A 26948-nucleotide genomic window follows, 5' to 3' on the forward strand; every position below is an offset into this window, starting at 1 on the left:
GGAGCCGTTTTTCTGCGGCGGTGCGATCGTGTCTGCGGATGCCGCTGTGCTTCAGCGGGTCAGCAGCTCGGCGAGTACGCCGTCGATGTCCATCGCGGTGGGCTCGCTGCCTGCGGGGACGGCCAGGAAGGTCTTCGCGAGCCAGGCCTGGATGGGTGCGGCGGGTCCTTCAATGAGCGCGCATCCGTCGGAGGATTCCAGGTGGAACCTGAGGTACCGGTCTTGGAGGGGGCCGATCGGGGTGATCTTCACGTCGCCCATTCCGGCGGAGCCGCTCAGCCCCTGGTTGAGGAGGTCGCGGGCGAAAGTCCACTGGACGACGTCGTGAGGGGTGATGTCGAAGAAGACGTCGACGGCGTAGGGGTCGGTGCTTGTGTAGCGGAACCTCGCGGGGACGGGGATGCGGGTGTCCGGGGTGACAGCAAGTGTCATCTGGACCTTCAGTTCCAGGCGGGCAGTGCCCATGAGGGAGTCCTGTTCGTCGGCGTAGAGCACGCGTTCAGCGAGATGGGGCGGCAGCGAGATGGCAACGCCCTGCGATGCTCAAACCATACCGTTCAATTTACCGTTACGCAATACCCCTTCTTGTGTCCGGTCTGCTTCTCGTCGACGGGTGCCCACGGAAGCGGCTGCAGCGCTCATGGGGGTGTGCAGGCCGGGGTGCCGCACCTGAACGGCGGGAACGGTTCCCGCAGGTCACCACCGGTTCTTGATAGGCGAGAGGACTGGCTTTGATCGACGGCTGGAAGCCGATCAAAGCCAGTCGGCCGCCAGTGGTGGCCGATCAGCCGGCTGTTCACCGCAGGCCCTCAATCGCCGCGTCCAAGGCGGACAGGTAGATGCCGCGTGGGGCGCCGTCCAGCTCTCTGATCCGCTCGGACGACAGCTCGATCTGCGCGGAATCCAGTTCGCGGCGCAGCGCCTTGCCGAGTTCGCGGAGTCGGTCCTTGTCGTCCTTGTCGTCCCAGCGTCCCCAGCGGTCGGCGTCGTCCTTGCGCAGGTATGGATGGAGCTGGTCGTAGGTCAGGTAGGCAGGGTCCTGCTCGAGCGTGAACGCCTCCCGCAGAAGGCCGACGATGCCGGGAAGCGCGGTGGGCCTGCCGCGTCCCCCGGCGGGGGTCTCATCGGCGAGCACGTCCAGGAGCTCGTGCCATGCCTCGTCGAGACCGGCCTCGGTCAGCGTGAAGGTGAGGTCGGGAAGACCTGCCGTGGCGCGCTCGGAGCCGAGGCGAGCCGCGTACTCGGAGGTGACTTCCCGGACCTTGTAGCGGACCGGGCGGTCGGGAACGCCGGGCAGGCCCTGCGCGTAGATCTGCCCGGCATCGTTGATCTCGGTGTGGGTGGCTGCGCGCAGCAGGTCGGGGCGGTATCCCTCGGTCAGTGCGCCTCCGCCGAGGAGTTCGGTGACGTCGACGCGGCGGCAGGAGCCCAGGACCTTGCTGGAGAGCTTGGGGCCGATCGCCTCCCCGAGCCACTCCTTGGTCCCGAACTGGCTGCCGCCGATCACCCAGATCGCTTCCTTGCGGCCGACCAGGAGCAGTTTGATGAGCAGCTTCTTCGCCAGGGCGGGGAGCTGGGCCCATTCGTCGACGAACACCACGATGGCGGGATGCTGTTCTGAGACGCGCCACTTGTTGCCCCAGCCGTAGCGGGCGCGCTGGCGGGCGCGGGCCGAGCACAGGTCGAGGAGGAACTGCAGCGTGGCGACGATCTTCTCGTCGTCCATGCAGGCTTCGAGGGTGATGGCCTCGCCGAGGTCGCCGACGCCGGTTCCGACCGGGTCGAGGTTGAAGGCGACGGCGTCGCGGCAGGCTGTGACGACTTCGGCCATCGCCAGCATGACGCCGGACTTGCCGGCGCCGGAGTCGGCGACCATCAGCAGCATCAGGCCTGCGAGGGCGAAGAAGAGCGGCTTGGCGTCCATCGAGACGCCGTAGTCGGCGGGCTCGGTGATCGACATGGACAGCGGGGCCCGGTACGTGACGTCGCCGACGAGTTCCGCGTTGAAGGGGGAACGCAGCATCATGCGGACGGTGCAGGCTTCTCCCGCGTCCGGATCGCCCTCGATGAGAAGTCCCGTGCGGCGCAGGCGCAGGAGGGTGATCAGTCCCTTGTAGGTGTCGTCCTTGTTGAGAGCGTCGGGGGTGCCGGTGCGGAAGGTGACACGGGCTGACCATCCCCACGGCTCCTGGACGACGTCGGTGACCTGGTCGACGTCCTGGCCTTCGTGCAGCAGGGCCCGGCGCAGGGCCTCGCCTGCTTCCTCTGGGGTGGTGGCCTGGGCGATCGGGAACGGGGTGAGGTCCTCCTCCTGGGTGTCGCTGGCGTGGGCCTTGGTGTCTTCCTCGGTGGGCGGGGCCAGTTCGGGGAGCAGCAGGTCCTTCGGAATGGGGCGCTCGGTGAGTTCCAGGGGGTGGTGGGTCAGCCACCATCCGCCCGTGGCCAGGAGGGGAGCGGCGCCGAGGAGAGTGGCGGGGAAGTGGGTGATCACTGCCCCGGCGGTGCCCAGGACGGGCACGAGGGCGCTGAAGCGTCCGAGCGCCATGAGGGAGCGGGCCCTGCGGATCTGTTCCCTGGTGGGCTGCTCCGCGGTGAAGGGGACCGCCCGCACTGCGGCAAGTCCGTTGCGGCGGCGGCGCAGTTCCTGGTTCAGGTGGACGACGGCCTGCTTCTCGGCGGGCTCGAGGCCGTACGCGGCGGCGTCGTTCGCCTTGCGGCGGAGTTTGTTCTCGAGCCGGAGGACTGCGGTGCGGGCTTCCTCGCGGCGTGCCAGGTCGGCTTCGAGCGGCTTGTTGATGATCCGGCGGCGGATCTCGTCGTCGGACATGTAGCCGGCGCGCAGCCAGTGCCGGACCGCGGCCAGGGCGTGGCGCAGGCCCGGCAGGAGGTGCTGGGCGATGGCGTCTGCGGCGGTGCGGGCGCAGTGCGCGACGTGCCGCGCGGTGGCCCGCCACCGCGGCCGCTTCTGGGCGGCCGCGGCGGGCGGTTCCTGGGCGTCCTGCCGGGGCCCGGGGTCGTCATCGTCGACGAGCTCGGCGAACACGATCTCGCCGCGGGGGTCCAGCTCGGCGCTGTCGGACGGCTCGTGGGGGTGGTGCATGGGGCAGGACTCCCTTGGTGGCGCTGGCGGAGGGCGGTGCGGGGGTTGCTTCAGCCGCCGAAGAGCCACAGGCCCAGGTTGTTGCCGGTCAGAGTGGTGGCGCTGACGATGACGCCCATGAAGCCGAGCGTGGTGCCGTAGCAGATGGCCACGACGGTGCCGCCGACCATCTCCTTCCAGTCGGCGGGCTTCCAGTCGGCCGCGTACAGGCGGACGCAGTACCAGACCACGCCGCACAGTCCGATCGCCGCGCCGCCTGCCGATACGGGCGTGATCTCGCTGCGGGGCGGATCCGTGCGGGGGGTGGCGCCCGCGGTCTGCTCAACTGCGGACTCACCGGCGGTGTTCATGGCGTTCCGCAGCGCTCCGGCGATCTCACCGAGGAATCCGGCGGAGTTCACGGTGACGAGCAGGACGGAGAAGAAGACCAGGATGAAGGTCTTCTTCTTGCGCAGGACCTTGTACTTGAATCCGGCGATGACGGCCGAGGTGGCCATGGCGCCGAACAGCAGGGCCCCGAAGGATGCGTTGGCGGTCGTGCTGTCGAAGAGGTCCATGATCAGGCTCCGGCCAGGATGTGTACGAGGAAGCGCCAGGTGACGATGACCAGGCCTGAGACGGCGGCCCAGATGACCGGGCGCGTGATGATCCAGCCGAGGCGTGAGCGCAGGAAGCGCCAGATCAGGCGGCATAGGGACGTGAGTCCGTTCAGGGCGGCGGTGCACAGCAGGCCGACCAGTCCGCCGGCGAGGGAGGCGAGGCAGACTGCGCCGGCGACCGCGAGAACGGCGCCTGCGGGGACCAGCGGCGCTGTGAGGCCGTAGGTGGTGAAGGCGTCGGCAGCCCACCGGGAAGCGGGGGCGCCCTGGATGGGCACGAGGTTGGCGACCGCCGCGCACAGGATGTTGCGCGGCAGCTGCAGCCGGTCCCAGTTGACCGGGTTGCCGTCGGCGTCCGTGCTGTTGCTACGTGTGATGACGGCGGCGAGCAGGTCGGTCCAGCCCAGGCCGAATGCCGCGCCGACGGCCTTCTCGACTCCGCGGCTGACCACTTCGGTGATGTCGAGGCCCGCGGCCGCAGGTGCGGTAGGGGCGTCGTCGGGTGGTTCGGGCGGGGGCGCTGCTCCGGTGACGGCGCAGCGGGTGAGCGTGGTGGAGGCCAGGTGGCAGGTCCCGCTGATCGGGCAGTTGGGGCAGCAGCCGGAAGGGGCCGGTTCGGCGGGCCCTTTGGTCAGGTCGGGGTTGGAGGGGGACATCAGCGGCGCCCGGCCTTCGCGGTCGGCGTGGCGGGCTGGCCTGTGCGACGGCGGCGTACGGCGGCCTGCGGTGCCGGTGCGGTGCCCGCGATCACGTACAGGGCGGGTCTGCGGGTGTCGTGAGGCTGGTCGGCGGACTCGGCCGGTTCAGCCTGGGCGAGCGCGCTGCACTGCTGTTGCGGACCGTGGAGGTCGGCGGGGGTGAATCCCGGCGGAAGGGCGGGCAGCGAGCGCTCGTGCGGCACGGCGGGGGTGCTGTCGCTGCTGGCCGCGGGAATCGCTTCGGCGGGCCGGGACGCGGGGGCAGCGGCCGGGAGCATGCGGCTGGTCGAGGGCGTGTACAGGGAGTCCTCCCACTGCTGGCCGCGGCGCGCGGCGCGGCGCACCTGCCGCTGGCGGCGCACGAGGGCCGCGGTCTGCTCGCGGCGCCTGGCGCGCGCGGTGGCCGACTCCCGGGTGCCGTATCGCGTGCGGGCGAGGCGGTGGTCGTCTCCGGCGACCAGCCATCGCAGGCCATCCGGCAGCAGGAGCCGGCCGCCGGACTGCCGCCGTCGGGTGGGGTGGTGGGTCATGATGTGCGGACTCCCGTTTCGTGGAGGTAGAGGGGGAGACCCGGCCGGGCCCTGGAAAGCGGGCCGGGTCTCCCGGTCTTGGTGCTCCGGACCGTGGTCCGGAGCGGATGTCACACGCGTGCGAAGCGCTGGCCGGGCTGGCTCTTCGCCAGGGCGTTGAAGTAGTTGGCGATCTCCAGGGCCCGGTCGTCGGCGATCCCTTCTCCTGCGGACCGGACCTCGCTCGAGATGGTCCGCTTGCTCAGCTGCTCTCCCTTCGCGAGCAGGCGTTCCACCGCGGCGCGTTCCTTGTCGTTGAGCACCACCTCGTTCTCCGGACGTTCCGCACCACTGGTGCGCGCGCCGTTCCGGGCGCCGGATCCGCTCCGGCCGGAGTCCTCCGGTGCGCTACTGAGGGCGCGCCGCTCCGGCGCTGCTGGCGTTCCGCCTCGTTCCGGGGCGCGAGCCGCGGGTGCTGTAGCGGACGGTGACTGTGTTCCGGTGCGCTCCGGTGCGCCGGAGCGGAACGTGGTGCGGTTGGAAACGCCCTGCTCAGTGGCGGAGCGTCCGGGTGGAGCGAGAGATTCGTGCCGTTCCGCTCCAGCGGCGGACTTTTCGCGCGCCAGCCACTGGGCCCGCCCCGTTCCGTTCCAGTACTCCCCCGCGCCGCTCCGCGCGGTATGCGGTGCGTTCCAGGTGAGGTGGAACGCGGGGACGGTTCCCGGGCTGGAGCGGTGGTGCGGACCGGCGGCCGGAACGCGGGGGATCACGATGCGGTGCAGTGCCAGACCGGAGCGGGCTGCGTTCCGGTCCGCGAGCTCGGCGCCGGCGGCGTTCCACGCGCGTTCCAGGGTGGACAGCGACGCGTTCTCGATCGTCAGCGACCAGGCGGTCCAGGACCTGACCGGGAAGCGGATCCAGCGGATCATGCCGATCTTCGGCCGGGCCCGGGACACCAGCCCCTGTTCGCGCAGGTACTGGCGGTGCACCAGGGAGGCGTACAGCTCCCACAGCACCATGCCGACGATACTCATGGTCCCGAAGGCGACGGCGGCCTGCGTCGGTTCTCCGGCGGGCCCGCAGTGGTGGGCGTAGTTCATCGCGGCTGCTCCGGACGCGAAGATCCACGTCATGATGCGGTAGACGGTTCCTGCGTCGCCCTGCTGCCGGGCCTGGTGGTACATCCAGCCGGTGAAGGCTGTCGTCAGCTCCCAGGCGGCGGCGAAGCCGATCGCGAAGATCGTCTTCCAGCCGAAGGCCTGCTGGGCGTAGTCGGTCTGCGACCACCAGGCCACGGCCATCGGGGCGAGGATCGGGCCCGCGACGAGTACCCGGCGGGCCTGGTTGCGCACCAGGTCCCGCGCCCACTGGCGTCCCTGGGCCAGGCGGTGGGTGAGGGTCGGCCGGTCCTTGGCCCGCCGGTGCTCGCGCCGGGCTTCTGCCCGGCGGTGTCGGCCCTGCTGACGCAGGTCCCTGCGCTCCTGCCGGCGCGCGGTGCGGGAGGTCGCTCGCTCCCAGGCATCTTGCGCCTGGTTGAGCAGTTGGTCGGCCTCCTCCTCCGTCTGCTGTGCCGCTGCTTCACGGCGGGCGGCCTTCTCGGTGATCGAGGAGGCCTGCTCCTTGGCCGACGCGATGACCGCGGCGGCGGAGGTGCGCAGTGCACCCGCGTCGCGGCTGGCCCTCTCCTGGTCCGCTGCGATGTCCGCGGCTGCCTGCTGTCGCAGACGGTCAGCGGCGCTGGATGCCTCCTCGCGGATCCGTTGGGCTTCACGCTCGGCGGCGCGCAGTTGGGAGGTGGCTTCCTCGGAGTTGCGGCGCGCCGAGCGGCTGAGCCCTTCGGCCTCGCGCCTGCCGCGGGCGATCTCAGCGGCGGCCTTGTCCTGCGCTGTCTCCAGTGCCTTCTGCCCCTGCGCGGTGGCCTCTTCGACCAAGCGCAGCCCGGCGGCCTCAGCCGCGGTGTGGATCTCGGCTGCCTCGCGGCCGGCTTCCTCTCGGATGAGCTCGGCCTGGGCCGCGGCGGCGGCCTCGACTGCCGCACCGGCCTGCCTGGCGCCCTCGTGCAGTTCCTGTGCTCGGCGTTCCGCCTCGTCGCGTACCTGGGCGGCCTGCGCCTCGGCGGCCTCCACGAGGGACTTGGCAGTTGCCTCAGCCTGCTGCGTAGAGGCCTGGGTTGCCTCCGTCGTCAGGTCGACGAGGTCGGCGCAGCGATCGCGTGCGTCGGCGTGGAGGGCCAGGATCTCGAAGGTGTCGACGGCTTCCAGGGCATCGTGAGGGCGAGAGGTGGGCTGCGGGATGGCCTGGCGACGTCGACGACGGGACTTCTTGCTCACCGTCGTGCTCCTTGTTCGTGTGGTCGCATGTGCCCGCGCCGGAGCGGGTGGGCACTGCGTGGGGGCGGTCGTGAGCCTCACGCGTGGTGGAGGTGGCTTCCGGCCTCAGCGGGCTGGCCTCCTCGGTGAAGCGCGGGCTACTGCGTGTCGTGGGGGTCCTGCCGGTCTTCGGCTTCGGCCAGTTCGAAGAGCACGCGGTCCAGGTCGTCCTCGTTGGCCAGCGGGCCGTCCAGCGGCGGGGATGGTGCCTCGCTCCTGACGCGGTTCGCCCGGCGTCCCAGCGAGTAGAGGCGGGCACACATGCCGTCCTGGTGGGCGGCGTGCTGGTCCGGGTAGCCGTGTTCGGCCAGCAGTTCCGCGGCGATGGCCAGTTGGCAGGTGGCCGGGCGGCGGAGCCGACCGCTGTGGAATCCGCGTTTGCGCAGGTAGCTGGTGGTGTTGTCGGTCGAGGGCATGGCGTCTCCTCGCAGACGTGCCGGATCGGTGAAGGGGGCCTTCGTACGAGGGCGCGGGGATGTGGCGGCGGCTCGTTCCGGAGGACTGATCTGGGCGGTGGGTGCAGGCGCTGGTCACGCGCGCTGGCGCGCGGTGAGGCGTGGGCACTCAGCGAGGGCCGCCAGGATGGGGGCGGCTGTGCTCGGTGCCGCCGGTCAGGTCAGGGCTCGGGTGCCCGGGCTCCGGGCGGCTGTCGAGGTGGGCCCGCACCGCGTCGGAGGCCTGGCGGGTCACGGAGTCCGTGACGGGCGCGGGTGCCGGCTGGCGGAGCCATGCCCGGTAGGCCCCGGCCTCGGCGCGAGCCTGCCGCCACAGGACCAGGAGCAGAGGGACGAGCGCGTCCGGGGCGGGCTGGGGACCGTCCTGAAGGACGGGCAGGAGAACGATGGGGACCTGGGTCTTCTCCTGCAGGGCATTCAGCAGGCTGCGGTTGAGGGCACGGAGTGCGGCGAGTTCCGACGCGGAGTCTTCGACGGCCGGTGCGGTCTGGTCCGTCATGCGGCCCACCCCGTCGCGCGCCGGTGTTCGGCCGTCAGCTTCTTGAAGCGGTACGCGGCGGCCAGGGTGTCGGCGTGGTTCTGCTTCCGGTACTTGACCGGGACCGAGAAGCCGATGCGGGTTCGGGCCAGTGTCTGGACCTCCCGGGCCGCATCGAGTCGCCGGGCCCGCTGCTCATCCGGACCGCGGTCGCAGATGACCGCAGCGGCCAGCCGGTCGGCCTCTTCACGGCCGAGCGCGAGTTGCTCCTCCTCGGCAGCTCCTCCGCGCACTGCCAGGTCCTGCGGCTCCTCGGGGTAGCGCAGGGCGAGTTCGAGGCACGCAGCGGCGACCGGGCACGGTGTGCAGTACCGGGCGAGGGTCTGCTCCCGGCGCCCGTACCACTCGCTGGCTTCCTCGTCCTCGCGCCGGTAGAAGCTGTCGGTGTCGTTCGTGCCGCTGCAGCGTCCGAGCCGGAGGGCAGCACTCAGCTGGGGCTCGCGCATCTGCGCGGCGACGGCCCGTCCGTCGGCACCGGTGAGGTAGCCGTCGGCGGCGAGGTCGACCACCGGGTAGGAACAGGCGAGTTCGCGGGCAATCTCGTCGGCGGGGTGGTTCTGGCTGGCGGCGCCCGGCGTGGGGCAGCCAACTGGCATGCTGGTCATAGCGTCGTCTGTCCTTCGTGACGAAAAGAGGGGAAGAGGACGGCGTGCATCACCACGGCCTTCGAGGGCTCCAACCCCCTCGGAGGCCGTTTGCGTGGGCACGCCTGCGGGACGGGGCGTCACAACACCCCCAACTGGCCTATCTGGCTTAAGCCACGTGAACCAGTTGGGATGATGGTGCACCGCCTTCTGGATCAAGTCAAGGGCGGCAGCTGCGCCACGATCCCGCCCTGCGGCATCCCGGGGCCTGGCCATGCGGCAGGATGTCCCGCATGGCCAGGCCCTCTACCAGCAAGTACGAGCTCGCCGACCGTCTGCGCACCGAGATGCTCGACGGAGCTCCTGCGCGCCTCCCCGGCACCGTCATCTCGGTCCGCCGGCTCGCGATCGAGCTGGGGTGCGCGCGCAACACGCTGCTCGCCGCGATGAAGATCCTCGAGCAGGAGGGCCTCGTCCGCGCGCTGCCGCAGGCGGGATACGAACTGCTGCCCCCCGCGGCCCCCTTCGAGGCGCACCTCGACGAGCGCGGGCACGTCCGTCCCGCCCGGGAGCAGGCCGGGGACTCCGTCGAGCCGGTCATCGCGACCGCCCTCAAGGCCCCGGAAGCGGTGGCAACCGCCCTGGGCAGTCCGCCGGAGACGCGGGTCATGCTGTGGCGGAGCGTCCTGAGCCGGGCCGGTTCCCCCTGGGCCATCCGCGAGATGTACGTCCCGCTCGGCCTGGTCGACCTCCAGGCACAGCACCTGCTGGCAACGGACCTCGTCGACGCGTCCGAGGTCCTGGACAAGGCCGGCCTGCCGGAAACCGCGTACGCGCACAGCACTTCGGCGCGGCCGACCAGGGACGACGAGTCCGAACTCCTCAAGTCGCCGGTCGCTCTGACGCTTTCGGTCCGGCGGGTCAGCTACAGCGGGAAGCGGGCACGGAGCTGCGAGTATGTGATCATCCGTGCAGATAGAGTTACTTTGACCGGTTCATCCGGCGATGTTCCCAACTATGGTGAACCTGACGCGAAGTGATCCCTGATCAGCGCGACGCGCGAGGGAAACCGGTCCGTCAACAGGCTGTGCACATCGGTTGCCGTTGGGGATAGGGTGACCATCGATTGATCTACTGCTAGCCCTGACAACACGATGCCCCCAGACTTTCCGCAAAGTCCGGGGGCGTGTATCGCGTTCGAGAAACCGAGTAAGGCGGTGTTCTCGTGGTGGAGCGTACCCGCACCCACGCACAGATGCACAGTCAGCCCGGCCTCTGCGCTGCGTCCAAGACGCCGACAGGTCGGGGTATTTCGCTGTGCGGACACCGCCCGCTGCTCGTGGCACGCGTCGAGGGGGGCGGGATGTCGTAGAGACCCGGGCGGGCGCCCCCTAGCAGGGGAGCGCTCCTCGCCCTTCCGTGCCAGCGCCGGAGTATCCAGCTCCATTGCCAGCCTTCACCGCTCCTCCGGAGTATCCAGCTCCGTCGAGCGAAGAACCAGACCGCTAGGTCTGGAGATCACTGCCTCCCAGCAGCAACAGCCCCTAAGGGCTTCAGCCATCCCTGGCGCTAACCAGGGAGGACGGAGTACATCTTGCAGCACCGCCATGGCTTTTGTCAGCTCAGCAGCCCTCCGCAGACGCTCTTCTCGGCCATTCGCCTCTCGTTCGTCACCTCGGCATCACACGCCGTGACGGCAAATCATCCTGTTGGTGAATCAATGCCGCATTGGTCCGGTTCTGTCCTGGGCCTGAGGGCAGCGCGTCCGCGCGACCTGCTGACGGCCGTCCGTCCGCCGGGCCCGGCCAGCTGAATCCGCCCCTCCTCGGCCAGGAATCCGGACAAGGGGGTTCGCCCGCCTGTCCCGCAGTGGCCCAGGAACTGTTCGCGCTCTGCTGCACGCCGACTTTCAGCAGGCGGCCCTTGGCACATCACCGTGCCTGCGGCCGCCGGGGATGACGCCCCTCTGATCGCAGCCGAGCGCCTGGTCCTATCTGCAAGGCCGTTTCTCCCGCACACCGGCGAGAACGGCAACTCGAAGCGCACCGCGGACGGATGAGTCACATCGCCGACGGTGCGCGGGGGAAGCGTGTCCAGTTCTCTGCTCGCCACCGCGCCGCCCGGTCCGGCCCTGCCGCCGCCCGGTCCGGCCAGCGTGCCCGACGGCTCTGCCCGTGCCCGGCGCCAGCGCGTCAAAGTGCCCATGCGCCTGGTGGAGTCGGCGCACTACGCCGATGTGGCCCTGGCCGTGTACATGAAGATCAAAGCGCTCGCGCGGCGGGAGGAAGGCTGCACCGCGGGAGCCACGGTCCTCGCCTCCTATCTCGGGCTCTCGCGCTCCTCCGTCGAACGGGGCATCGCCCAGCTGCGCAGGCCCGGCCCGGATGGGGTCATCGAGCTCCCGGTCAACCAGAGGCGTTCTCTGCCCGGCGGGTCCGGGACCACGGCACGGCGCCGCGTACGTCCCATGCAGCGGGAGGAACGCTTCATCTGGCTGCCGGTCGCCGCCTGTGAGGACCTGACGCCGCGGCAGTTGAGGGCGTACGCCGTTCTCTGCTTCGCCCAGGTTCAGCGGATCCCGCTCTCCGAAGGCGAGCTCGCCGGCCACCTGCGTCACCACTCCGGGGCGCGTGCGGGAACGCCGCTGTCTGCGGCGGCCGCGGGGAAGGTCGTCGACGCCCTGGAGGCAGCCGGCTGGGTGAGCGTGCTCCGCAGGGCCGGGGCGCAGGGTCGCCATCAGTTCATCGCGCACGACATCCCCCCGTTCTCCCAGGGTCCGGAGTCCCGGCCGTCAGCCGGGGCGACGGCCCCCGTGGGTTCAGCACTTGATGAGGGATCGGGTGTGATTGCTGGTGAGGGGTCGCTCGCGACTAAGGAAGACCCGAGTACTGACCGACCTGATGACGAGCGCCGCCCTGCCTCACCCGCCGTAGGCGAGGTACAGGTGGAAGAGCAGGCTTCGCCTGTGGAAAACCCTGGTCCGGATCCTGCCCCTACCGATGGAGTGGCTGGTTTCGCGCTGCGCGCGGGCCAGCAACAGCCTCCTGCCTCATCCTCAGAGCGTCGTAAGCGCCAGGGCCGCTACAACGGGCCTGCGCTGACCTTGCATCCGCGCATCGTCGAGGTCCTCGAGCCGGTTCAGGTGCTCTACGAGCGGGCCAACACGTTCATGCAACGGCGCATCGCCCGTGAGGTCGGCCGTCAGCTCGATCTCGGGTGCGATGCGGAGCGGCTTCGCCAGCGCCTGACTGCCCGGTTCGCGACCGTGATGATGTCCGAGATCAAGGACCCCGCGCGGTGGCTGACGGGTGTCGCTCTGCCGCGGTGGGGCTGCGGCCACTTCGCCTGCGAGGCTGGCGTGCTGTGGCCGAGCGGAGAGCCGTGCGCGACCTGCGCCGAGGTCCTGGCCGCACGCCGGGAGCAGCGCCAGCGGGCCCGTCGGATCGAGCTGGGCCAGTGCCTGGAGCATGGTCTCGGCGGCCGCGACTCGCTGTGCCCGTTGTGCCCCTCTCCCCCCACGCTGAGCCCCGGCCGCGGGTGCCCCGACGCGCCTTCTCCTCTTCCGGACCGTTCGGACTGCCGCGCCTGCGGCTGCCGGATCAAGCTCGTGGGCCCGGCGGTCCGCGACGGCCTGTGCATGCCGTGCCGGAACCTGCGAGAACCGGGCACGGCGCAGCCGCAGAGACCAGCCGCTCCAGTCCGGTGCGCGGGATGGCGTGAGGAAGCGTGCGACCGGAATGCCTTGCCTGCCCGTGACGTCTGCGCTCGGCACCGGGCACAGGAGCTGCTTGCCGAGGCCGCCGGATGAGCAGGCCGCCGTGCGCGCACCGTGTACTGGGTGCGTATCCAGCGGATCCGGGACCGAACGGCTCTGGTGCGGGGGCAGCGCACGGTGCGCGCACCGCCGCGTGGGCGTCTGCGCGCACCGTGCGATCCGGCGAAGACATGTGCGCGTCCGACCGCGTGGTGCGGCTGCGGTGCGTGCGGCGGCGACCGCCACGCACGGCACACCTGTCGGCCTGCGCACCGGGGTGCACAGGAATCGGGCCACAAGACGGAGGGCTGATGCCCTGCCCGGTACGACTCGCCGGTCTGATCACGCACCGTCACAACTGAGAGGCCGCCGGGGCGAGGCAATCCGGGCCCACGGTCGCCGAGTTACCCCTTGTCCGGCTTCCGGATCCTGACGCAAGTACCCCTTGTCCTCCTCCCGGAAGTTTCCCTTCCGCCCCTTGTCCGGCTCTGCGGCCTGTTGTGTTTCTCCTAGACCGGGTTCGCTACCTCGCCGAATCGCCCGTGGCTGGCGGCACGTCAGGCGTGGCGGTCCCAGAGCCGCAGGCGATGACGCTGCCAGGGAGGTCGTTCAACCGCTGTCACGCTGTGTCAGGCGTGGCTGGGGTGCGCGCTCCGTCAGGTGGCGATGCGCGGCGTTGTCCTACGGCTCGCGCCTTCACGGCCTGCTGCCCGTGGGGGCGCCGTCGCGGCCGGATGGGCTGCGGCGGTGCGGCGTGCACCACGCGGCCGGTGCGCCATCAGTTCGCGCTCGGCCTGCGGGTGCGCGCACCCGGGCACCGTGCCACAGGACCTCGCTCCGCACGCGTGCGCCTGGTCCTCCGCGCACTGGGCGCACCGGTGCGCACCCCCTTGTCCGGCCCGCGCACTGGTGCGCGCACGTTCGCCCGCACCCCTTGTCCGGGTGCGCACGGGTGCGCACGGCCGGGTCCTGCGGGGTGCGTTCTGCCTTGACCGCTGTGGCCGGCGGGCGTGATCAGACCGCGGACAAGGGGGGTCAAAAGATCGTCAGCGGCATCCACCGGATGACGAAGGACGGTCTCGGATGTCGCACCGCACCCGCTCTCACAACACCCTCTCCGCCTCGGCCACCGACGAGGGCTCCCGCACTCTGCAGAGCCTCAACAGCGACTGGGCGGCCCTCGCCGACGATTCCCGCGCCTGCAACCAGGTGGCCGCCTGGGCCGCGGAGGACTCCCGGTTCGCTGGCGCCCGGTCACCGCAGGACGTAGTCGATGCGATCACCGGCCTCTTCCGCCGCGGCGCCTGGGAGGACCACGACCAGGCGATGCTCTTCTTGCTGCGGCACGCCCAGGGAACAGGGGCCGAGCGTGACCTGGCCTGGCGTACGGCAGCGCGCGTGATGTTGCCGAAGGCCGTGTCTATGGCGAAGACCCAGCAGCGCGACGGGGTCCTGTGGGACGACATCGTCTCGGCGGCGTTCGCCTCGCTCTTCGAGGTCGTGGGCACCTACCCCCTGGAGCGCCGGCCCCGCGGCGTCTTCGCGAACATCGCGATGGACACGCTCGTCCTGACGCAGAAGACGCTGGCGGCCGACTACGACAACCGCGACGCCCTGCGGGAGATAGGGGACGCGCTCCTGCCACTGGCCGGCGACCGCTCCGCCGCCCTGCTCCCGGCCGGCGACCCCGACCCGGTGACGCAGGCCCATCTGGCCGACTGCCTCGTGCGCGCCGTCGAGCTGGAGATCGTCAGCAGCGACGAGCCGGAGCTGTGCGCCGAGGACCCGCGGGCCGAGCTGCTCTCCCTGGTGATGTGGGCGGTCGACATCCAGGCGCTGAAGGTCAGTGACGCCCAGCGGATCGCGAGCTACTACCTCGACGTCCCTGCCACCCCCGGCCGCACCGCCCGCACCCGCCGGTCGATGGGCAGCGAGGGGGCGCGCCTGCGCCAGCGCGCCAGCCGCGCCGTGCGCCCGCTGCGCCAGGCCGTGCGCACGACGCTCCCGGCGGCCGCCTGAAGTTTCTCCGCCCCTGCTGTCACACGGCGGATCGAAAACACACCTCTACGGGCAATCCGCGTCGCCCTCCTCTCCAGCCTGACCACCGACTTCACGGGAGCACCTCCATGACTGCCACCAGCTCAACCGGCTCCGCCCCTGCCGGCTCGCTCGCCGACGAGGACGAGACTCGCGTGGCCTCGGCCCGCATCACCGCCACCCGCCTGGGCACCGCGCTGGTGCGCGACCCGCTCGACCGCACGGTGCACGAGCAGATGCGCCACTTCCTCGATCACGACTCGGAGCCCGCCCTTCGGTCCTGGGCCGCACTGAAGGCGCGTACCCCGGAGGAACTCAAGTCGCGTATCGCCGAGCTCCTGATGGCTCAGGCCGAGCGGAGCGTGTCGTGAAGCGCCTCCGCCGCAAGGCCCGTCGCCAGCAGCAGGACTGGCCCGAGGACGCCGTCGCCGACGCTGTGGAGACAGCTCCGGCAGCAACCGAGCAGGACGCCTCCGCAGCTGCGGAGGCCGGTGGCTGGAAGACCAGCACGGCGGGGCTCGCCGGTCTCGCGCGCCTGGCTCGTCTGGGTGCGTGGGTACTCGTCGCTTCCGGTCCGGTCATCGGGGTCCTGGCCCTGATGGGGTCGTCCGCGCCCGCCCAGAGCGCACCCAAGTCCGCGCCTGCGGTGAAGTCGAACGCCTCCACCGGGCCTGCGGGGTTCGCGCAGCTCTTTGTCGGCGCCTACCTGGAGGCCGGTGAAGGGTCCGAGGAGAAGCTGACCCCGTACTACTCGGGCAGCGTCGCGCTCACGCACCCGGCCGGGACCCGGAGCGCCCTGCGCACCCAGGCCATGGACGCCCGTGAGGTCTCCCCCGGCTACTGGTCCGTCACGGTCGCGGTCAACGTCGCGGCGAAGTCCAAGAAGGGCGGCGGATACAGCGACGCCGGGGTGCAGTACTTCCGCGTCGCCGTCCAGTCGACCAGCGAGGACAGGACGAGCGGCTACACAGCCGTCTCGCTGCCGGCGCAGGTAGCGGCGCCCGCGGCGCTCAAGCCGGGCGACCTCGGCTACCCCACCTCCCGCGGCAGCGGCGCCAACGACCCTGCGTCCGACACCGCGGCCAGCTTCCTCAAGGCCTACATCGCCGGCCAAGGCGAGCTCGACCGGTACACCTCGCCCGGCGTCCGCATCTCGCCCGTGGTGCCCACCCCCTACACCTCGATCAAGGTCACCGGCGTTCAGGACGACTCCGCCGACGGCACCTCCGCGAAGGTCCCCGGCGACGGCAAGCGCAGGCGGCTCCTGATCACCGTCGACGCCCAGGACAAAGCCGGCAACTCCTTCCCCCTCACCTATGCGCTCGGTCTGACCGCACGGTCAGGGCGCTGGGAGGTCGCCTCCCTCGACGACGCCCCGGCCACCGCCTCCGCCAGCACGCCCTCCGCTGCCCCGGACACGCAGGCCCCGTCGGCGCCGTCGGCTTCGGCCACCCCCGGCGGCTCCGCGTCGCCGCACAGCGGCTGACCTCCCCCACGAAAGAGGAAACGTTCATGCACTCTCTCGCCGCAGACCCGAACACCGTCGTTCTCGCCGGTGACCTGCTCGACTGGGCCACGCTCAAGACCAACCAGATCGGCACGCTGATCAAGGGCGTCGTGTTCGTGATGGTGCTGGCCGCGGTCGCGACGGCGTACTGGAAGACCAAGTCCTGGGTAGCCACCCTCGTCGCGTTCCTCCTGGGCGCGCTCGTGCTGTGGGGCATCGCCAACCTGCCCAGCCTGCAGAACAAGGTCGGCTCCGAGATCGAGGACCAGGGCCTGCACGCCCCGCGGGTGCCCGGCGCCGAAGACGTCCAGGCGTCGCTGTGAGTGCCTCCGAGGAAGACCTCGTCGGCCGCTCCTACACACGCGCCCGTCGCCACCCCCTGGTCATCGGGAAACTGCCCGGCGCCGGACGGCTGCCCGGCGGCCCGTACACGATCACCCAGATCGTCACCATGGTCGTCGCTTTCGGCGGCCTGGTCCTCACACAGTCCCTGTGGGCGCACTTCGGCCTCGCGAACATCCTGATCATGGTCGTGCTCCCGTGGGGGCTGGCCTGGGCGCTGCGCTACGCGCGCATCGACGGCCGGGACCCGGCGCGCGCTCTGCGCTCCCTGCTGGTCTACGCCTCGGCGCCGCCCGGCGGCCGGCTCGCCGGCCGCCCGCAGCGGCGGCCACGCCCCCAGTGGACGCAGACCACCTGCACCGTCCGCCCCACAGGGGACAGCTCCGCCGACCCGGCCGAGACGACTCCCGCGGTGCAGCCCACGCGGCAGGCCGTCCCGGCCCGCCCCGCCCGCCGGCAGGCCCCCGCGGCCGCTCCGACGGCAGCGGCGAGCGCGCCGGCCCCGGCGGCCTCCACTCCGCGCGCCGCGGGCCGCAGCCAGCTGCAGAGCCTCCTCGCCTCGCTCCAGGACCAGAACCCCCGCTCTTAGCGGCGCCGCCCTACGCGCCTCACCTGCAAAGGACTTCCCGCCATGCGTCTCCCCGTCCGGCACATCAGCGGCCACCTCATCTGGACGACCAACGCCGCCACGTGGGGCGTGTGGAAGGTCAGCACCGACAACTACACCCATGCCAGCAAGGCCACGAAGCGGGAGAGGCTCGACGCGCTCGAGGCGCTCTTCAAGGCGCTCCGCGGGGAGGCCCTGCTGCTGAGCCTGTGCCCGCAGGTCGACGCCGCCTCGGTCGTGCAGCGCATGACCGCCGGCATCGACTGGGACAAGAGCCCGGAGTACCTCGACCTGTCCTTGAAAGTCCTGGATCAGCTGGAAGGGCTCGAACTCACCAACCGTGTGGACTTCCTGGCGATACCGCTGCCGCACCTGGACCTGAAGCAGACCGCGAGGGCGGTCGCCTCCTCGGCCCAGGCCGAGCTCATGTCCGCGCTCGGCCTGCCGGTCCCGCCGGTCTCCGCGTCGGAGGAAGCCGCCCGCCTGCTGCAGGCGAACCGGATCGCCGCCGCCTGGCCCTCCGGCATCAGGCTCCAGGCCGCCACGGAAGCCGAGATCCTGTGGATCTACGGACACGCCGCGCGCCGCGGCCTGGACGAGCCCTTGTTCCCGGAGGAGGGCACACCCCGCGGCCTGCGCGGCCGCGGCCACACCGTCGCCGCCCACACCCAGGCCGTCCTGGACGAGGGCGGCCGCGGAGGCCAGAGCCGCAAGGGCCCCAACAACCCGTTCACCCGCCGCTTCGCCAAGGTCACCACCGAACACGGCTCGTCGTTCCAGGCGTTCAGCGTTTTGGCCGAGATGCCCGAAAGCTTCCGCTTTCCCGGCTCGGAATACCTGGCCGCGCTCGATGACTTCGGCTTCCCCGTCGACTGGGCGGTGCGGCTGAACATCGAGCCGGGCGCGAAGGCCGAGCCGAAGTCCCGCAGGCAGCAGCGGGAACTCGCCCACCAGCGAAGCGAGTACGACGGCGAGACCGCGGGCGTGCCCGCCAGCCTCGACAAGGCCTCCTTCTCCCTGGACGAATATCGCAGTCGGCTCACCGCCTCAGCCACCGAGGTCGAAATCCGCGCATCCGTCGTCACCTGCGTGTGGGGCACCAGCGCAGAAGAGGCCAACGAGCGGGCCGCCTCCCTGCAGCACCACTTCGGCGGCAACGACTACACCCTCACCCGCCCCGTCGGCGACCAGGTCCCCCTCTTCCACGCCATGCTCCCGGGCACCAAGACCCCCAAGCCGCTCCTGGACTTCACGCAGTACCTGCTGGCCCGCGACTTCTCGATGGCGATGCCCTTCAGCGGCGCCAGCCTCGGCGACGACACCGGCTCCCTGTACGGCCTGCAGCTCTCCGGCGGCGGTGTCCGCCCCGTCCTGATCGACTTCAGCCACGGCCCCCGCGTGAACGCCTCCGCCAGCGCGGCCTTCGTCGGTGAGCTCGGCTCGGGCAAGAGCGTCGCCCTCAAGACGGCGATGTACTCGATCCTGTCCACCGGACACCGGGCCGGGCACGCGCAGAGCCGTGGGCGCGCCCTGGTCATCGACCGCACGCCGCAGCAGGAGTGGACAAGATTCGCCCTGGCCTGCCCGGGCGAGACGCAGATCATCCGCGTCGACGAGACCGCGGGAGTCTCCCTCGACCCCCTGCGGATCTTCCGCGGGCCGAGGGCCTCGCGCTACTGCGAATCGTTTCTCACCCCGCTGCTGGACATCGCCAGCATGTCGATCGAAGGCGTCACGCTCTCCGAGGTCATCGAAGCCACCCGGACGGGCCCCAACCCGTCCATGACCGCCCTCATCGCCAACCTCGCTCTGCGAGCGAAAACCCCCGACCCGGACGAGCCGAACGACGCCGCCGTGCGCGCCGCCGCCTCCGAACTCGCGCGGAAGATGCGAGCCCTGGCCAAGAAAGACCTGGGCCGCACGATCTTCGACCCGAACCTGCCGGTCGTCCGGATCACCAACGCCGACTCGATCGTCTTTGTTGTCGACCGCCTGGGTCTGCCGAGCAAGGAGGAGCTCAGCGAGCACCGCCTGCGCAGCCTGGAGGTCGAAAAGAGGTACGGGTGGCGCCTGATGTACCTGATCACGGCGCTGTGCAGGGAGGTGGCCTTCGCCAACTCCAACGAGTTCACCGGGGTGTTCCTCGACGAGTGCTGGTGGCTCACCAGCAGCGCCGAAGGCTCCAACCTGCTGCTCGAGATGATCGCCGACGGCCGCAAGCACAACGCGGGGGCCTACGCAGGAAGCCACGACCCCTACGACATCGGGCCGAAGAACGAGATCGGCGACAAGATCCGCGCCCTGCTCAGCCACATCTTCGTCTTCCGCCACCGCAGCAAAGTCCTCGCCGCCCGCTGCCTGGAGTTCCTCGACCTGGACCCCAGCGACCCCGAGATGATCAAGCTGATCACGGAGAACCTGAGCCCGCTCAACGTCTCCGACACCGAGCGCAGCCTCCGCGCCGGCGAATGCCTCCACCGCGACCTGCGCAAGCGCATCGGCGGCATGAAAGTACTCATCCCCGCCGACGACGACGCCGCTGAAGCCATCCACACCACCCCGGGTGGACAGATGGGCGAAGACGAGCCGGCCGTCGACGTGCCGCGCGAAGGGGCCCTGGTATGAAATCCGCGCCTCGTGCCGCGCCACGCCGCGCGCTGCGGATCTGGCTCATCGCCATACCCGTGGCGTTGCTGCTCAGCCTGGCTGCCGCGGTCGCCTTCGCCGACACGGTCCCCAATCCGCACCCGAACCCCGCGCCTGTTGCCCCGGACGCCAAACCGACCACGAAGCCGAAGCCGGACAACAAGGACAAGCCCGGGTCCGGAGCAGGCAAGGACAAAGGAAAAGGCAAGCCGGACCCGTGCGACATGCTGCCCGACGGCAGCCCTCAGCAGAAGTACTGCAAGGAGGGAAGCGGATCCGGCGATGGCGCAGGTGGAGGCGACAAGCCCGCGGCGAAGCCGAAGCCGAAACCAGAGCCGGAGGACTCCTACAACCCCATGGAACCGCGGCCCGGGGTGACGCCTCCCGCCCCGCTGCCCGGGGACGAAGACCGGCCGATCAAGGACCTGACGAAGTCCCCCGCAGACGGCTCCGACGGCCTGCTGCAGCCGTTCAACGTCAAGGACAAAGACGGTGTGCCGATTTCCGCATACAGCGTCGACGCGGACACCGGCGACTGGAACGACATCGACCTCAAAATCTGGAATTTGCTTGCCCAGTTCTTTTTCGGGGTAGCGAAGTGGTTCGTCGGATTCTCGGGATGGCTGATCGACTGGGCGCTGAATTTTGGTCTCGCTAAAATTCTGGTCGAGCCCGCCGATGACATCGCCACAAGCCTGCGCGACCAGGTCATCAACCGCCTGGGCCTGCCCGGCCTGTTCCTGCTCTTCTCGTTCCTGTACGCCGCCTGGCAGATCCTGTTCAAGAACCGCAGCCGCGGCTTCGCCGAAGCGGGGGTGTCCCTGGTCGTCGCTGCTATCGCCACCACCGTGCTGCTCTCACCGGCGCAGGTCCTGCTCGGCACTCATGACCAGCCGTCGCCCGGCGGCTCAACGATGCTGCTCAGCGATGACGGCATGATCGGCAAGGCGAAGGACCTCTCGCTCGAGGTCAGTGCCGTCATCCTGTCGCAGGACCCCAAAAACGAGGCAAAGCCGGAAAACGTCTCCCGGCCGATTACTGACGCTCTTGTCGATGCTTTCATCGTCAAACCGACACAGCTGATGCTCTACGGCCATACTTTCACAGACCCGAAATGCTCGAAGGCTTTCGCTGAGGCCTCACTGGTCAAATACAACTTCGAACAGATGGGGATCGACTTCTTCGAGGCCAACCGGATCAACCCGACCGGCGAAGCCACCTATGCCGCCCAGCTCAAGAACGCGGGTGAGCATTTCACCAAGGTCTGCAAGGTCAAGAAGGGCGACGCGAAGAAAGCTTCGGCCGACATGACGTTCTCGGCCGCCTTCGTCGCCCTCGCCGCGATCATCGTCTCCGTCCTCATGGTGCTGGTCACCAGCACATTCCTGGTCTCTCAGGGCTGGCTGGCCGTCGAAGCTATCAAGGGGCACTGGGCCCTCGCCGCAGGCATCCTGCCCGGCGGCGGCCGCGGAGTGCTGTGGCGGTGGTGCTCGGCCATCGCCAAGGCGATCTTGGGCGTCATCCTCGCCATCATCTTCCTGGGCGTGTTCATCGTCGTGATGATCGCGCTGGTCGACGCTGATACCGGGGACGTCTTGGCCGTCAAGTTCATCTGCCTTGACCTGGCCGCGGTCGCCGGACTCGTCGGCCAGAAGAAGATCAAGGAGACAGCCAGGCAGGTCAGCGTCAACCTCAACCGCCGCCTGGCCAACGCCCGCATCGGCGGCAGCCGCCAGAGCGTGTTCAACCAGTTCGGCCGGTACGCGGAGACCGCCCCCGGCGTCAAGCAGCTGTTCGGCGAGGCCCGAGGCGAAGCCCGCAAGGTCACCAAACCGCTCGGCCAAGCCGGGCGCACCGCCAAGCAGATGTGGATGGGCAAGCCCCAAGGCGGCAAGGGCGGCGGGCGCCTGCGCTCCGCCGCGCGCCTGGCCACCAACGCCGCGGCCGCGGTCGGCACCGGCGGCGCCGCTACCGCGGCCCGGGCCGCCGCACAGGGCGCCGCGAAACAGGCCCTGCGCCGCCGGCTGGCCACGGCCACGGCGAACAAACTGTCGCAGTCCCGCGGCGGCCGCGGGGTTCTCATGGCCGGCAAGGGCGCGGCGGCGACCGCGCGCCTCGGCTGGAAGACGACCAAGGTTGCGACGCTCGCCACCGTCGGTGCTCCGGTCGGCATCCCCCGCGGTATCGCGGCCGCCAAGCGCGGCGGTGCGGCAGCCACGGCGCGCGCCAACGCGGTCAAGGGACAGCTGACCGCGGCGAAGGCCCGGGCGGGTGCGCAGGTCACCGCCAAGGTCGACGGCGCCCGCGCCTTCGGTGAGGAGTACCGCCGCAACCTGCAGACCGCAGGGCGGTTCGTCGGCCGCCACGCGGCCAACGCCCAGCTCGGGATGGCTCAGCCGATGGCCGCCCCGACCCGGCCGTCCAGCCCTCCCGGCACGCGGGCGGCCGCCGTTGCACCGCTCGTCCCCGGGCCCACGCCCGCTTCCGCCACGCCGCCTTCCGGCACGCCGTCGGGGCCGACGACCACAGCACCTGCGCCCTCGAACCCTGGTGGCGGGACCCCGCCCCCGAGTTCTTCCGGGCCCCGCCCCATCCGCAGGGCGACACGGCCAGCCGGCCCGCCCCGGCGCCGTCCCTGACGCCCGGCGGGGGTGAGCGGCACACCCGATCACCCCCGCCTCCGGCGCTCCCGCCTCACCGCTTCTGGCCGCACCCGCAGGAGGTGTCCGATGTCCGCGTCCCACAGCCCCAGCAACTGGAAGGTCTTCGCGCTTTTCGGCGCGGCCGTTCTCCTGGCGGTCACCGGAACTCTGCTCCTGGTCCTCGATCCCGGCCGCACAGCACCGCGCACCGACCCGCCCGCTTCCTCAGCCGAACAGCCGAAGCCCGCGGCGCCGCAGGATGTGCGGCCCCCCGCGCCAACTCCCCCCGCGCAGAGCCCCGCGGCAGCGGAACCAGAGCCAGCCACACCGGACCGTGTCCCGCCGAAGGCCGCCGAGACGGCCCGCCGGTTCGTCATCGTCTGGGGCTCCCACGACGCCCGCCGCGACTCGTCCTTCAGCGCCGCAGGCCGCCGCGCCGCGGTCTACGCGACCGACGAGCTCGCGCGCCAACTGAGCGATCCAGGCCAGCGGTCCGCGCGCCTGTGGCAGCAGTGGGTTACCGACCAGACCCGTGTCACCTGCGCAGTCGACCGCGTAGCGATCCCTGACGGAGCTCCCCCGCCAACCGTGACGCGGGCCTACGTACGGGTCCTCTTCACCTGCACGTCCCGGACGGCCGACCAGCAGCCCACCCGCTCACACGACCAGCTCGCGCTCGAGATGCACCGCCTGCCCGCAGGCATGTGGCGGGTCGGCGCGCTCATCGACGCTTGAGGAGACCGCGATGAAGAAATTCCTGAAGGTACTCATGGGCCTCGGTGTCGCCTGGCTGTGCGTCTGCGGGATCCTCATCGCCGCCGTGATGGCCGTCGTCACCAAACTCGGCAGCGACAACACCGGCAACGACATCCAGAACGCCGGTTTCGGCGGAGGGATCTCCAAGAAGGCAGGCGTCCCTGACTGGCTGCGCACACTGATCGACAAGGCCATCAACGACTACGGATGCCCCGAGGTCACCCCGGCCCTGCTCGCGGCCCAGCTGTACCAGGAGAGCGGATTCAACCCCAAGATCCAGTCGTTCCAGGAGATCGAGAAGGACGGAAAGATCGTCAAAGTGCCACTGGCCAGCGGCATCTCACAGTTCATCCCCGGCACCTGGGCAACGCACGGCAAGGACGGTGACGGCGACGGCGACAAGGACGTCTTCGACCCCGTCGACGCGGTGCCGGCCGCGGTCGACTACGACTGCTACCTCGCCAAGTACGTACGGAAGGTACCGGGGGACAAGTCCGACAACATGCTGGCCGCCTACAACGCCGGGCCGTACGCCGTGAAGAAGTACGGAGGGATTCCGCCCTATCCGGAGACCCGTAACTACGTGAAGATCATCCGCAGTCTCACTGAGAAGTGGACCGACGAGATGCAGGAAGGCGGCGGAGCGCTCTCCGCGCCGAGCGGGCGCGCCGGCCAGGTGGTGGCCGCCGCGCGCACGGCGCTGGGCACTGACTACCAGTGGGGAGGCACCTGCCGCAGGCCCTTCAGCCTCCAGGGAGGCAACGGGTGCGACTGCTCAAGCCTCATGAAGATGGCCTGGGCGAGCGTCGGTGTGAACCTTCCCCGGACAACGTACGACCAGGTCAGGAAGGGAAGCGTGGTGCGCTCCACCGCCGATCTCGAGCCGGGAGACCTGCTCTTCAGTCGTGGCAGCGCCTCCACGCCTGAGCATGTCGCGATGTACATCGGCAACGGAGAGGTCATCGACGCCCCCAAAACGGGGCTGCAGGTGCGGATCAAACCGCTCTCGTACTGGAAGTCCCAGATCCTGGTCATGAAGCGGGTCGGCTGACCAGCGCCTTCATAGGACCGATCCATTGTGTCGGTGTCCGACTTACCTGTCGTCACCGCAACGGCGAGAAGCAGGAAAACCGCAGGTCGACCATGCGCGGCTTCCACGGGAGAGCCCCGACGCGACGCGACGTGAGCCGGTCGTGCCGGGGCCCGGAGGGGCTGTCCGAAGAGGGCTACGCGGCCGGAGCGGCGCGCCGGACGCCTCCCAAGCGGCCCAGTCCGTGTGCGATCCGGTAGACGCCGGGCATGTCGAGCTGTCCGTTGGTTCGACGGTTCAGCACGCCCGCCTCGATCAGTTCCTCCAGCAGGAGCGGGTAGCTGGTCGGGTGGCTCGGTCCGGTCCTGACGCGGCCGACATCCGAAGTGCCCCGTGTGCTCAACTCCTGGATCCGGTCGGCCAGCTCGGCGTTCTCCCACAGGCCGAGGACCTTCTCCTCCCAGATCGGGAGTTGCTGTCCGGCCAACGGCTCCAGGGCCAGTCGGACCCACGGCATCGCCTGGTGGAGTTCGTCGGCCCGTGCGCCGCTGCACACACCGCGGCGGAGGTCGTCGTGGTGCAGCGGGCGGTCGTGCTCGGGGTGGTTGCGGCCGGTGCTCTTCAGCGCGGTGGCCAGGGCGGTGAGGAACGGGCGCGGAGTCACGGTGCCCTGGGCGTCCTGGAGCTGGCAGGACAGGTAGGTGTAGGTATAGCCCTTGCGGGCGTTGTCGCCCATGAACCGGCCGACCAGGGTGGAGAAGACGTCCTCCTGCGTCTTCGGGTCGCAGCCGAGTTCGGTGGGGGCGAGGAACCTGCCGTCCCCGGACTGGACCCAGGTGGGCCAGGCCGCGCGGAAGGCAGCCGCTTCGGTGCTGTCGTGGTTTCCCAGGAGGTGGAAGAACAGGCCGTACAGGGCGGTCCTGCTCGTACGGCCAAGGTAGTCGGTCCGGCCCCAGAAGAGGTCGGCGGCGCGTGCGGTCAGGAAGGCGCGTTCGGCGCGGGGGACGCCGGTCAGGGCTCCGTCCAGCATGTCCGGGCGGATGAAGATCTTCGTGCGGAGCCGGGTGGTGTGCCGGGACAGGGTGAGGGAGAGGTTGAGCATTCCGGAGGCGAGGTGTTCGGCCTGGGCGCGGTCGGGGTGGAGCTGGTCGAGGGCGTCGAACAGGACGAGCCGGACGGTGTCGGCGGCACGTGCGGCCCCTTCCAGCTCTGCCAGGGAGCGCTCGACGGCCCCGGGGTTGCGGACCAGCCAGTCGACGCGCTCGGTCCAGGTGGTCAGGGCGGCAAGGTCGGGGACGCCGAAGGCGGTCAGGGCGACGGCGCTCCACAAGGCGGTCGGCTGTACGCCCAATCCGGTCAGGGCGTGCAGTTCCCCGGCGGACGGTTGGAAGGTGTTGGGGTGGGCGCTGAAGCCGGTGACCGGTTCGGTTCGCTCCAGCCGGGGCATGCGGTACTCCCGGGCGGCGACCGCGCGCAGTTGCGGATCGGTCAGGGCCCGGGCCCAGAAGGTCTTGCCCTGGCCCGTCGATCCGCGCACTACGGTGCTGTCCGCGTACAGGGCCGCCCGGTGGGTGTTGGGGGTGTACATCATCGGGACGGAGAGCGAGGGCGTGTCTGCGGCGAGGGCTGCGGACAGAGCGTCGTGCAGCAGCGTCCGGTAGTCCGCGACGGAGAGGGTGTGGGACATGGTGTCCTTCCTGTTGCCGCTGCATCCGTCAACCAGGTCTGTCAGCAGCGGTGTTGAGGGGCCGGTCCGGCGGCCGTTACGTAAAACTACATCACTGAATTGCATTACGCAATACCCCTTCAAGGTGATCTGTCGTCCGTTCGGCTGCCCGGCGGGCACGGGAGAAAGACCCGGAACCGAAGAGGACGCCTGAAGGCGGCACCAGGACGCGGGGCTACCGCCGCGGTCGCCTCAGCGACGCCGCGATGAAGGCGTGCGCACCTGTCGCAGCGCAGGTCGCTGAGTCCTTGTCGCATCACCGAAGAGGCACTGGCACTGGCCAAAGGGGGGCCGGTAGGGCCGGGATTCAGAAAACTCTCCGACTGCATGTCACACGGATGGCTGGAATCACACCTCTATGGGCATCCGCGCTCCTCCCCCTCTCCGGAGTTTCGACATGCACCCTCTGCTCCCCCTTCCCGCCGTTCCGGTCATCGGAGCCGCCCGATGAATACGAACGACGTCATCGACCGGCTCATCGAGGTCGCGCAGGACCTGCCCGCCTACGGAGAGGCCAGCGTGGCGTGGGTGACCGGCCATGCGGGACTGCTGCTGCTCGTGCCCGTGGCTTTCGCCGGAGTCGCCCTGGCCCTTTCCGTGGCGCGTCGTCGCTTCGGCCGCGGGCCCCTGGGTAATCGGCAGGCCTTCGAAGTACTGCCGACCACGGGCTTCGACCCCGTGCTTGAGGATGTCCTGCGCTTCGCCAAGCAGTTGGCCCAGGCTCAGCGGAGCGTCTCACGCTGGGCCTTCACCCCCGTGCGAGGGACCGCGGTGCGCGTGCGGCTGCTGTCGAAGGGCGGGCTGCTGACCATGCGGGTCGAGGGCCCTGCCCGCGCCGCTGAGGTCTTCCGGCGCCAGGGCTACCGGCAGTGCGAGATGCGCGCGGTCGGCGCTGCGCACGCCGAGTCCGAGCGACCCGAGATCCGTCTGGGCGTCGGCCTTGACGCCGATGCGCCGACCGCCCTGGCGGCGTGACCCCCGAAGGAGGCTGTGATGCGTAAGAAGAAGTCCCCCGGGGGCCACGGGCGGGGCCCCCGCAGGCCCAGGCC

General features: G+C 70.4%; 22 protein-coding genes. 12 read left to right on the forward strand and 10 right to left on the reverse strand.

The window, feature by feature from the left end:
- Positions 1–51: 51 nt before the first annotated feature.
- The 9 genes from C9F11_RS42955 to C9F11_RS42995 all read right to left on the reverse strand — a co-directional run bounded on the left by C9F11_RS42955 (position 52) and on the right by C9F11_RS42995 (position 8873).
- Positions 52–495 (reverse strand): SsgA family sporulation/cell division regulator, encoded by a 444-nt coding sequence (locus C9F11_RS42955; RefSeq protein ID WP_249402294.1) that lies wholly within the window; start codon positions 493–495, stop codon positions 52–54.
- 301 nt (positions 496–796) lie between these two features.
- A complete protein-coding gene (locus C9F11_RS42960) occupies positions 797–3100 on the reverse strand; it encodes a hypothetical protein (protein WP_138967701.1) in 2304 nt (767 codons plus the stop codon).
- Positions 3101–3150: 50 nt separating this feature from the next.
- Positions 3151–3657, reverse strand: a complete 507-nt coding sequence (locus C9F11_RS42965) for a hypothetical protein (RefSeq protein ID WP_100112575.1) — start codon at positions 3655–3657, stop codon at positions 3151–3153.
- Between the two features lie 2 nt (positions 3658–3659).
- Positions 3660–4355 carry a hypothetical protein gene (locus C9F11_RS42970; RefSeq protein ID WP_138967703.1) on the reverse strand — a complete coding sequence of 232 codons (696 nt, stop codon included), beginning with the start codon at positions 4353–4355 and terminating at the stop codon, positions 3660–3662.
- Positions 4355–4927 carry a hypothetical protein gene (locus C9F11_RS48360; protein WP_212767941.1) on the reverse strand — a complete coding sequence of 191 codons (573 nt, stop codon included), beginning with the start codon at positions 4925–4927 and terminating at the stop codon, positions 4355–4357. Before C9F11_RS48360 ends, C9F11_RS42970 begins: the two co-directional genes overlap by 1 nt.
- Before the next feature lie 110 nt (positions 4928–5037).
- A complete protein-coding gene (locus C9F11_RS42980; RefSeq protein WP_138967705.1) occupies positions 5038–7236 on the reverse strand; it encodes a DUF2637 domain-containing protein in 2199 nt (732 codons plus the stop codon).
- A 137-nt stretch (positions 7237–7373) separates the two neighbouring features.
- On the reverse strand, positions 7374–7691 hold the full coding sequence (locus C9F11_RS42985) for a hypothetical protein (RefSeq protein WP_138967707.1): 318 nt from the start codon (positions 7689–7691) through the stop codon (positions 7374–7376).
- Between the two features lie 148 nt (positions 7692–7839).
- Positions 7840–8229: a hypothetical protein gene (locus C9F11_RS42990; protein ID WP_138967709.1), complete on the reverse strand. Its 390-nt coding sequence runs from the start codon at positions 8227–8229 to the stop codon at positions 7840–7842.
- Positions 8226–8873 carry a WhiB family transcriptional regulator gene (locus tag C9F11_RS42995; RefSeq protein ID WP_138967711.1) on the reverse strand — a complete coding sequence of 216 codons (648 nt, stop codon included), beginning with the start codon at positions 8871–8873 and terminating at the stop codon, positions 8226–8228. The genes C9F11_RS42990 and C9F11_RS42995 overlap by 4 nt, the downstream gene beginning before the upstream one ends.
- 272 nt (positions 8874–9145) lie before the next feature.
- Between C9F11_RS42995 and C9F11_RS43000 the strand changes: the two genes are divergently transcribed.
- The 11 genes from C9F11_RS43000 (at position 9146) to C9F11_RS43050 (ending at position 24194) form a co-directional block, all read left to right on the forward strand.
- Positions 9146–9892 carry a UTRA domain-containing protein gene (locus C9F11_RS43000; RefSeq protein WP_171076178.1) on the forward strand — a complete coding sequence of 249 codons (747 nt, stop codon included), beginning with the start codon at positions 9146–9148 and terminating at the stop codon, positions 9890–9892.
- Positions 9893–10941: 1049 nt separating this feature from the next.
- Positions 10942–12660, forward strand: coding sequence for a helix-turn-helix domain-containing protein (locus C9F11_RS43005; protein ID WP_249402295.1), 1719 nt, complete (start codon positions 10942–10944; stop codon positions 12658–12660).
- A gap of 1029 nt (positions 12661–13689) precedes the next feature.
- Entirely contained in the window at positions 13690–14625 is a 936-nt protein-coding gene (locus tag C9F11_RS43010; RefSeq protein ID WP_138967715.1) for a hypothetical protein, read from the forward strand.
- 107 nt (positions 14626–14732) lie between these two features.
- Positions 14733–15014, forward strand: a complete 282-nt coding sequence (locus C9F11_RS43015; protein ID WP_138967717.1) for a hypothetical protein — start codon at positions 14733–14735, stop codon at positions 15012–15014.
- Positions 15011–16129, forward strand: a complete 1119-nt coding sequence (locus C9F11_RS43020; protein ID WP_138967719.1) for a conjugal transfer protein — start codon at positions 15011–15013, stop codon at positions 16127–16129. Before C9F11_RS43015 ends, C9F11_RS43020 begins: the two co-directional genes overlap by 4 nt.
- Positions 16130–16155: 26 nt before the next feature.
- On the forward strand, positions 16156–16473 hold the full coding sequence (locus C9F11_RS43025) for a hypothetical protein (protein WP_138967721.1): 318 nt from the start codon (positions 16156–16158) through the stop codon (positions 16471–16473).
- Positions 16470–17081: a hypothetical protein gene (locus C9F11_RS43030; protein ID WP_138967723.1), complete on the forward strand. Its 612-nt coding sequence runs from the start codon at positions 16470–16472 to the stop codon at positions 17079–17081. The genes C9F11_RS43025 and C9F11_RS43030 overlap by 4 nt, the downstream gene beginning before the upstream one ends.
- 42 nt (positions 17082–17123) lie before the next feature.
- Positions 17124–19724: an ATP-binding protein gene (locus C9F11_RS43035; protein ID WP_138967725.1), complete on the forward strand. Its 2601-nt coding sequence runs from the start codon at positions 17124–17126 to the stop codon at positions 19722–19724.
- Positions 19721–22384 carry a hypothetical protein gene (locus C9F11_RS43040; protein WP_138967727.1) on the forward strand — a complete coding sequence of 888 codons (2664 nt, stop codon included), beginning with the start codon at positions 19721–19723 and terminating at the stop codon, positions 22382–22384. Before C9F11_RS43035 ends, C9F11_RS43040 begins: the two co-directional genes overlap by 4 nt.
- Positions 22385–22474: 90 nt before the next feature.
- Positions 22475–23122, forward strand: a complete 648-nt coding sequence (locus C9F11_RS43045; RefSeq protein WP_138967729.1) for a hypothetical protein — start codon at positions 22475–22477, stop codon at positions 23120–23122.
- A 10-nt stretch (positions 23123–23132) separates the two neighbouring features.
- Positions 23133–24194, forward strand: a complete 1062-nt coding sequence (locus tag C9F11_RS43050; RefSeq protein ID WP_138967731.1) for an NlpC/P60 family protein — start codon at positions 23133–23135, stop codon at positions 24192–24194.
- 175 nt (positions 24195–24369) lie between these two features.
- On the opposite strand, the gene C9F11_RS43055 is transcribed toward C9F11_RS43050, so the two are convergent.
- Positions 24370–25860 carry a hypothetical protein gene (locus tag C9F11_RS43055; protein ID WP_138967733.1) on the reverse strand — a complete coding sequence of 497 codons (1491 nt, stop codon included), beginning with the start codon at positions 25858–25860 and terminating at the stop codon, positions 24370–24372.
- Positions 25861–26346: 486 nt separating this feature from the next.
- Between C9F11_RS43055 and C9F11_RS43060 the strand changes: the two genes are divergently transcribed.
- The gene (locus C9F11_RS43060) at positions 26347–26874 is read left to right on the forward strand and encodes a hypothetical protein (protein ID WP_138967735.1); all 528 of its coding nucleotides are present in this window, start codon (positions 26347–26349) and stop codon (positions 26872–26874) included.
- Positions 26875–26948: the final 74 nt, after the last annotated feature.

The sequence above is a fragment of the Streptomyces sp. YIM 121038 genome, assembly GCF_006088715.1.
In the GTDB taxonomy this organism is placed as follows: Bacteria; Actinomycetota; Actinomycetes; order Streptomycetales; family Streptomycetaceae; genus Streptomyces.